At 71.5% G+C, this 7,401-nt stretch carries 7 protein-coding genes; 2 read left to right on the top strand and 5 right to left on the bottom strand.

Annotation, left to right across the window (positions count from 1 at the left end):
• The coding region (locus AB1578_20580; GenBank protein ID MEW6490292.1) for a hypothetical protein at nucleotides 1-246 on the bottom strand (246 nt) is incomplete at its 3' end.
• A 222-nt stretch (nucleotides 247-468) separates the two neighbouring features.
• On the opposite strand from AB1578_20580, the gene AB1578_20585 reads away from it, so the two are divergent.
• Nucleotides 469-1,539, top strand: coding sequence for a hypothetical protein (locus AB1578_20585; GenBank protein MEW6490293.1), 1,071 nt, complete (start codon nucleotides 469-471; stop codon nucleotides 1,537-1,539).
• A 143-nt stretch (nucleotides 1,540-1,682) separates the two neighbouring features.
• Here the strand turns inward: AB1578_20585 and AB1578_20590 are convergent, their stop codons facing one another.
• The 4 genes from AB1578_20590 to AB1578_20605 form a co-directional block, all read right to left on the bottom strand.
• The gene (locus AB1578_20590; GenBank protein MEW6490294.1) at nucleotides 1,683-2,354 is read right to left on the bottom strand and encodes a TrkA family potassium uptake protein; all 672 of its coding nucleotides are present in this window, start codon (nucleotides 2,352-2,354) and stop codon (nucleotides 1,683-1,685) included.
• A 1-nt stretch (nucleotide 2,355) separates the two neighbouring features.
• Nucleotides 2,356-3,009, bottom strand: coding sequence for a TrkA family potassium uptake protein (locus AB1578_20595; protein MEW6490295.1), 654 nt, complete (start codon nucleotides 3,007-3,009; stop codon nucleotides 2,356-2,358).
• A gap of 4 nt (nucleotides 3,010-3,013) precedes the next feature.
• A complete protein-coding gene (locus tag AB1578_20600; GenBank protein MEW6490296.1) occupies nucleotides 3,014-4,402 on the bottom strand; it encodes a TrkH family potassium uptake protein in 1,389 nt (462 codons plus the stop codon).
• Nucleotides 4,403-4,528: 126 nt separating this feature from the next.
• Nucleotides 4,529-5,497: a hypothetical protein gene (locus AB1578_20605; protein ID MEW6490297.1), complete on the bottom strand. Its 969-nt coding sequence runs from the start codon at nucleotides 5,495-5,497 to the stop codon at nucleotides 4,529-4,531.
• A 170-nt stretch (nucleotides 5,498-5,667) separates the two neighbouring features.
• On the opposite strand from AB1578_20605, the gene glgA reads away from it, so the two are divergent.
• Nucleotides 5,668-7,128, top strand: a complete 1,461-nt coding sequence (glgA, locus tag AB1578_20610) for a glycogen synthase GlgA (protein ID MEW6490298.1) — start codon at nucleotides 5,668-5,670, stop codon at nucleotides 7,126-7,128.
• Nucleotides 7,129-7,401: the final 273 nt, after the last annotated feature.

Genomic DNA, 7,401 nt, shown 5'->3' on the forward strand with positions numbered 1-7,401 from the left:
GCTCTGTCCCCAGGCCGCCAGCACCCCCAGGGCGAAAAGGCCGAACCCGGCCACCACCAGGAGCCCCAACAGGTTTCCCGCGCCTTCCCGCCTCAGCTTTCGGATGCCGTAGGCGAGCGCGACGACGGCCAGGGCCAGGGCGGCGAGCTGGGTGAAGAAGAGCGGCAGGTCCACGCCCACCCCGGCGAGCGCCGCGTTGACGGCGTCGGCCACCTTGACGGGCAGGTTGAGGTCTTCGAGCTCCATGGGAGGCTCCGGCCGGCGGGCGGGAGACAGGGGGGCGGCCCGCGCGCATCCATCCTGCCACGCCCGCCCGTGCGCGCAAGGGAGCCCGTGACGCGTGACGGGTGACGGGTGACGGGCCCGGCGGTAGGCGCAAGGAAGCCCGCCTTGAAGGAACCGCGAGGGGGGCTAGGCTGAAGTCGGTCGGTGCCGGTGTCATCGCTTCCGGGCAGAGGAGGGTCTTCCATGCGCCCCACAAGACGCACGCTGCTTGCCGCGCTCCTTCTCGCCGCCGGCCTTGTCCAGGCCGCCGAGGCCGCCGATTCGTTGCGGTTCTCGCGCCTGTCGGTGACCGACCCCGGCATGAACGGCATCGAGGCCGTGAGTCTGCTCGTCCCCGCGGGCTGGAGGGCCGAGGGCGGCATCCAGTGGTTCCCCGAGTTCAGCGTCCAGGCCAATCTGCTGCTGACCGTCTCCGACCCCAAGACCGGGGCGGCCGTGGAGTTCCTGCCCGTGCAGAACTTCACCTACTTGACCCACATGGTGGTACCCATGCCCCGGGGCGCCAACTACCTGGGGAACATCCTTTGGGAGCCGGTCCCCGACGCCGCCCCGTTCGTCCAGAGGTTCTACCTTCCCGGCGCGTTGCGGCACCTGCAAGGGGGAAGGCTGGCGGGGTCCGCCGAGCTGCCGGGGGTCGCCCAGGCGGTGGCCCAGGCCTATGGGGGGCAGTCCACCGTGCGCGCGGGGCGGGTGCGCTACGAGTTCTCCCGCGACGGCCGGCCCTGGGAGGAAGACGTGTACGTGACGCTCGCCTTCACCCCTTTCCCGCTCGGCACCCTCTGGGGGGTGCACGGAGCCCACTCCTTCCGGGCCCCCAAGGGGGAGCTCGACCGCCTCACCCCGCTCCTCTCCACCGTGGTGAACACCGTGCGCCCGACTCCGCAGTGGTACGGCGGGTACCGCTACGTGCAGCAGCTCTTCCAGAACCGCATGCAGCAGGGCATCGCCGACGCCGGCAACCTGAGCCGCCGGATCGCCCAGAACAGCGAGGAGATCCGGCAGATGTTCGATGCGTCGTACCGGGAGCGCCAGGCCTCCCAGGACCGCATCGCTCGCAGTTGGAGCGAGGCGATCCGCGGAGTGGAGACCTACCGCGATCCCTACGCAGGGAGCGCCGTCGAGCTCCCCAGCGGGTACCGGGACGTCTGGGTGAGCCGCCGGGGAGAGTACCTCCTCTCCAACCAGGCGGGCTTCGACCCCAACGCGGGGGACACCACCGAGTGGCAGAGGATGGAGGTTTCGGCAGGGCGGTAAGGACGAGGGGAGAGGGGGGCCGGACACGCCGCGGTGCCGCTCACCGAATCGAAATCGAAATCGAAATCGATTTCGACGTCGACTTCGATCCCGATTTCGATTTCGATTTCGACGGGGAGGCCGTTTGAGGCGGCCGAGGTCCTCTACCCGAAGGTTCGCCGCCGGAAGGTGTCCACGTCCTCGTGGCGGGCCAGCACCACCAGGGAGTCCCCCTCCCGGATCTCCGTGTCGGCCCGCGCCTGGACGGTTTCCTCCCTCCCCCCCTCTGCGCGCTTGACCAGGACCACCGACAGGCCGTGGTCCCGCCGCAGATACGACTCGGCGAGGCGCTTGCCCCAGAGGACCCGGGGCGCGCGGATCTCCACCAGGGCGTAGCCCTCCAGGAAGGGAAAGCGCTCCAGCACGTCGGGCTCGGCCACGTGCTGGGCCAGACGGTGGGCCATCTCCCGCTCCGGGTGGATCACCTCGGTGGCCCCCACGCGCCGCAGGATGCGGGCATGGTCCGCCGAGACGGCCTTGGCGAGGATCTCGCCGACCCCCAGCTCCTTCAGGTGGAGGGCCGCCAGGATCGAGGCGTCGATGCGGCTCCCGATCCCCACCACGGCGGCGTCGGCCTCCCCGGCGCCGGCCGCCTCCAGCGAGTCCTTGTCCACCGCGTCGGCGAGCTGGGCCCGGGAGCAGTGGGACGCCATGGCCTCCACGGCTTCCCGCCGGTGGTCCAGGGCCAGCACGTCTTGCCCCCGCTCGTAGAGGGCGCGGGCCAGGTAGTGCCCGAAGTTCCCCAGGCCGATCACGACGAAGCGCCGCCGTTCCACCCTACTCCTCCCGCAGCCGGGCGATCTGCTCTTCCGGCCCCATGACGACAAGGATGTCGCTGTCCTTCACCACGTGGCCGGCGCCGGGGGCAATGAGCACCCGGTCGGGCACGAGTTCCCGCACCGCCAGCACCTGCACCCCGGTCTCCTCCCCCAGGGCGAGCTCCGAAAGGGAACGCCCCGCCATGCGGCGGGTGGGGGCGAGCTCCACCACGCTCAGGCCCGACGCCAGGGAGAGGTAGTCGAGCACCGTGCGCGACGTGAGGCGAACGGCGACGCGGTAGGCCATGTCCTTCTCGGGAAACACGACCCGGGTCGCCCCTACCCGGCTCAGGATCTCCGCGTGGTCCTCGCTCAGGGCCTTGGCCACGATCTGCTCCACCCCAAGGCGCGAGAGGTGGAGCACCGCCAGGATGGAGGTCTCCAGCCTCCCCCCCAGGCTCACCATGACGGTGTCCATGTCCTCTACCCCCAGGGATGCGAGCGCCCCCGCATCGGTGGCGTCGGCCACCAGGGCCTGGGCCACGTGGGCCTGGGCGTCCCGGGCTTTCTCGGGGTTCGCGTCCACGGCGGTCACCCGCAGCCCGAGCCGGGCGAGCTCCACCGCCAGCGCCATGCCGAAGTTCCCCAGCCCCAAGACCCCCACGTGCGCCATGGCTTCACCCCACCATCAGGTTTTCTTCGGCGTACCAGACCCGTTCCCGCTCGTCGCGCATCCCCAGGGCCACCGCCAGGGTAAGGGGTCCGAGCCGGCCCGCAAACATGACCGCGGTGATCAGGAGCCGGCCGGTGGGCGAGAGCGTCCCCGTCGTACCCGTGGAGAGCCCCACCGTGCCGAAGGCCGAGACGACCTCGAAGAAGTACTCCAGGAAGACGCTCCCGGAAGTCCCGTGGGGCACCGCCCCCACCTCGCTCGCCAGCAGGAGGAAGATCGCCGCCGTCGCAAAGGCAAACGAGGCCACCGCGATGGTCACGGCCCGGGCCACGGTGGCGTCGGGCACCGTGCGGCGAAACAGGCCGACCCGCCGACGCCCCAAGAGGCGCGCCCGAAACAGGGCCCCCAGGACGGCCGCGGTGGTGATCTTGATGCCGCCCGCGCAGGAGCCCGGGCTCGCCCCCACGAACATCAGCAGGATCGTGAGGAACAGGGTGGTGTCGGTGAGGGAGGCGTAACTCAGGGTGTTGAAGCCGGCGGTGCGGGGGGTCACGGCCTGGAAGACGCAGGCCAGGAACGCCTCCCCCCCAGGCAGCCCCGCCAGGGCATTGCCCCGCTCGAAGAGCCAGATCCCGGCGGCACCCACCGCCGTAAGTCCCGCCGTGCCCGCCAGTACGACCTTTGAGTGGAGCCGCAGGCGAACCACTCGGCCCCCGCGCCGGTCTGCCCAGGCGTCCTTGAGATCCTCGAGAACGAGAAAACCGAGCCCCCCGAGCACCACCAGCGCCAGCACCGTGAGGTTCACGGGCCAGCTCGCGCGATACTGGGTCAGACTGTCGGCGTGCAGAGAAAACCCCGCGTTGCAGAACGCCGACACGGCGTGGAACACTCCCTGGTACAGGGCCTCCCCCGGGGGCAGGGTGGCAGCGAAGGCGGCCGTGAGGACCAGCGCCCCGGCGGCCTCGATGGCCAGGGTGAAGACCACCACGTGGCGCACCAGGCGCCCCACGGGGGTGCGCTTGCCCCGCCCCAGGGTCTCCTCCAGCAGGGCCTGGCCCCGAAACGAGATGCGCCGCCCCAGGGCCAGGAGGAACACGCTCGAGTAGGTCATGATCCCCAGCCCCCCGAGCTGGACGAGGGCCAGCACCACCCCCTGGCCAAAGGCAGTCAGGGCCGTACCCGTGTCCACCACCGTGAGGCCCGTGACGCAGGTGGCGGAAGTGGCCGTAAAGAGCGCGTCCACGAAGCCCAGCGGGGCGCCGGTGGCCGCGGCGGGGGTCATGAGGAGCGCGGTACCCAGCGCAACGGCCCCCGCGAAGGACAGGGCGAGGATCTGGGCGGGATGGAACGTGCGCTCCAGCGCGGAGCCCAGGGAATCGAACCGCACGTGCACAGGCCCTCGCGGAAGGTCGGGGGGCAGCAAAGCTGGGGCGCCAGTGTAGGCGCCAAGCCCCGGGCGTCAACCACTGGCCCGTGGCCGGTCCGATGCGTCAGGCTGGTCGGGCGGGCGGGCCGCCGCTCACTCGCACTCCAGGTTCAAACCGCAGCCGTCCTCGGCGGGGTCCAGCAGCGACCCGCCCCCCCAGGGGCTCAGTAGCAGGCTGGGCGCCGCAGGAGCCGGTTCCCCGCAAGCCTCTTCCACGTACTGGAGGATCTGGCTCGCCCCGGTGAGCACGCGCTGGCCGCCGGCTTCCCTCGCGATGAGGATCGGGATCGTCTCCAGGCCCAGCAGGCGGGCGGTGGCCGCGTTCACTGCCGGGTCGTACGCGGGGCGCCGCGAGAGCTCGGGCCAGTAGGTGGCAGGGAGCTCGGTCACCGGGTTCAGATACAGGGTGCAGCGGTCCTTGGCTTGCAGGGCCGCCACCACGGTGGCGCAGTGGGGACAATGCTCGGAGAACAGGAGCACGAGCTGGGCTCCCCCATCCGGGTCGGTGCCGGGCCGCACCGCCAGGGTGCCGTCCGCCAGGGTAGCCCGGGCCGGCAGGAAGGTCAGGAGCGAGAAGATCGCCGCAGCAGCTCCGAACCCCGCCACGGCGCGGGCCGCCTGGCGAAGCCCCAGCAGGAGGTTCAGGGCCGCCACCGCCCCGAGGATCACCAGGCAGTAGATGCACCAGGCCCGCGCCACCTGCCACTGGTAGGCAAAGAGCACCCCCTCCGCGGCCAGGGCGCCTCCCAGGAGAAGCTGGAGGAGGGTCAGCGGCAGGGTCGGGGTCCGGGAGCCGCGTGCCCACAGGGCGAGCATGCCCGCCGCGGCGAAGACCCCGGCTCCCAGCAGGTTGAAGAGCGCCGGAGAAATCCGGGTGAGGCGCCCCACCACGGCGCACCCCTCCCCCAGGCACACCTCCTCGCCGGTGAGCACTATCGAAGCCGCCTGGCCCCCCGCCAGGGCGGCCGCCCCGAAGGCGAGGAGAGCGGCGGCTGCGAGGCCCCGGCGGGAAAAGCGGCCCGCGCTCCGACAGGAGTCGTCGAAAAGTCGTGCTTGGCTCATAGGTCACTCGATTGGGAAGGTGCCCGGACGAGGCATTCTGTCACGACCCGAGCCGCCAGACCAAGGCCTCGCCGCCGGGGGCCGGAGCTGCCCCGATGTCGCTTTACGCCGGGGGCGATCCAGGGTAGGTTACGCCCCGTGGCCAAGCTCGAGAGGGAAGGGAGAGGCTCATGAGGGTCTGGATGGTGGGCACGGAAATGGCTCCCTACGCGAAGGTGGGAGGGCTCGGGGACGTCCTGGGCGCGCTGCCCCGGGCCCTCGTCGGCCTGGGGTGCGACGTGACGGTGGTGCTTCCCCACCTGCCGCCCATGGACTCCGCCCGCTGGGGGATCGCCCCGACGGGCCTCTCGGTGGAGGCGTGGATCGGCGGCCAGCTCCAGACGGCCGAGATCCTGGAGGCCCGGGGGGAGGGGGGCGTGCGGGTGCTCTTCGTCCATCACCCGGCCTACTTCCACCGGGAGGGGCTCTACGGCACCCGCGCCGGAGACTTCCCGGACAACGCCGAGCGGTTCGCCTTCTTCTCCTTCGCGGCGCTGGAAGCCGCCGCCCGCTGCGCGCCCGGGCCCGACGTGGTGCACAGCCACGACTGGCAGACCGGGCTCGTGCCCTTTCTCCTGAAGGTTCCGGAGCACTACGGCGCGGACCCGCGCTTCGCCGGGGCCGCGCGCATCCATACCATCCACAACCTCTCGTACCAGGGGTTGTTTCCGGCGGAGGTGCTGCCCCGGCTGGGCATCTCCTGGGCCCATTTCACTTTCCTGGGGCTGGAGTTCTACGGTCTCCTCAACTTCCTGAAGGCGGGCCTGGTCTACGCCGACGCCCTCACCACCGTCTCCCCCACCTATGCCCGGGAGATCCAGACCCTGGAGTACGCCTGGGGGCTCCAGGGCGTGCTCGTGGAGCGTGCCGCAGACCTCCACGGCATCCTCAACGGAATCGACGAGCAGGCCTGGGACCCTGGAAACGACGAGGCCCTGGTCCAGCGATACTCCCGCGCCGATCTCGGCCCCCGCAAGCACAACCGCCCCGCCCTGCGGGAGGAGCTCGGGCTTCCCCGGGACGGCCGCCCCGTGGCGGGCATCGTCAACCGCCTGGTTCAGCAAAAGGGCATCGACCTGCTCCTGGCCCTGGAGCCGCGCATCGAGGAACTGGGGCTCCAGTGGGCCATCCTGGGCTCGGGCGAGGCGGGCTACGAGGCGGCGGTGGCCGACCTGGCTCGCCGCCACCCGACGACCGTTGCGGCCCGCATCGGCTTCGACGACGCGGTGGCCCGGCGCATCTACGCGGGGAGCGACCTCTTCTGCATGCCGAGCTACTTCGAACCCTGCGGCCTCGGGCAGATGATCGCCCTGCGCTACGGGAGCCTGCCGGTGGTGCGCCGCACGGGAGGGCTCGCCGACACCGTGCGCGACCTCTTCGACCCCAAGGGCGTGGGCTTCGTCTTCGACGACGCGACTCCGGCCGCCCTGGAGGCCGTGCTGGTGCGCGCCCGCGACTTCCTGGGCAACTCGAGCCGCACGGTGGCGGCCCGCCGCCGCGGCATGTCCCTGGACTACTCCTGGGAAGCCTCCGCCCGCCGGTACCTGGAGGTCTACCGGGAAGCGGCGGGGCGCCTGACGGGTGACGGGTGACGGGTGACGGGTGACGCGTGACGCGTGACGGGGTCCCATAGGTCCCATAGGTCCCATAGGACCCATCGGTCCCATCGCGCCCGAACCCTCCCGCCCCTAGCCCCCCAGCCATGCCCCCCATGCCTCCCCTACCCTCCGCCGCACCGAAACCCGGCGAGCCCCACCCCAGGCGATGGGCCGCTGCGGCGGCGTTGGTTCTCGCCGGGGGAGGAATCCTGGTGTCCATGATCGGTCAGCGCTGGGGCATGCCGGCGTTGGAGAGGTGGGCGGGGC

This window comes from Thermodesulfobacteriota bacterium (genome assembly GCA_040756475.1).
Classification (GTDB): Bacteria; Desulfobacterota; Deferrisomatia; order Deferrisomatales; family JACRMM01; genus JBFLZB01.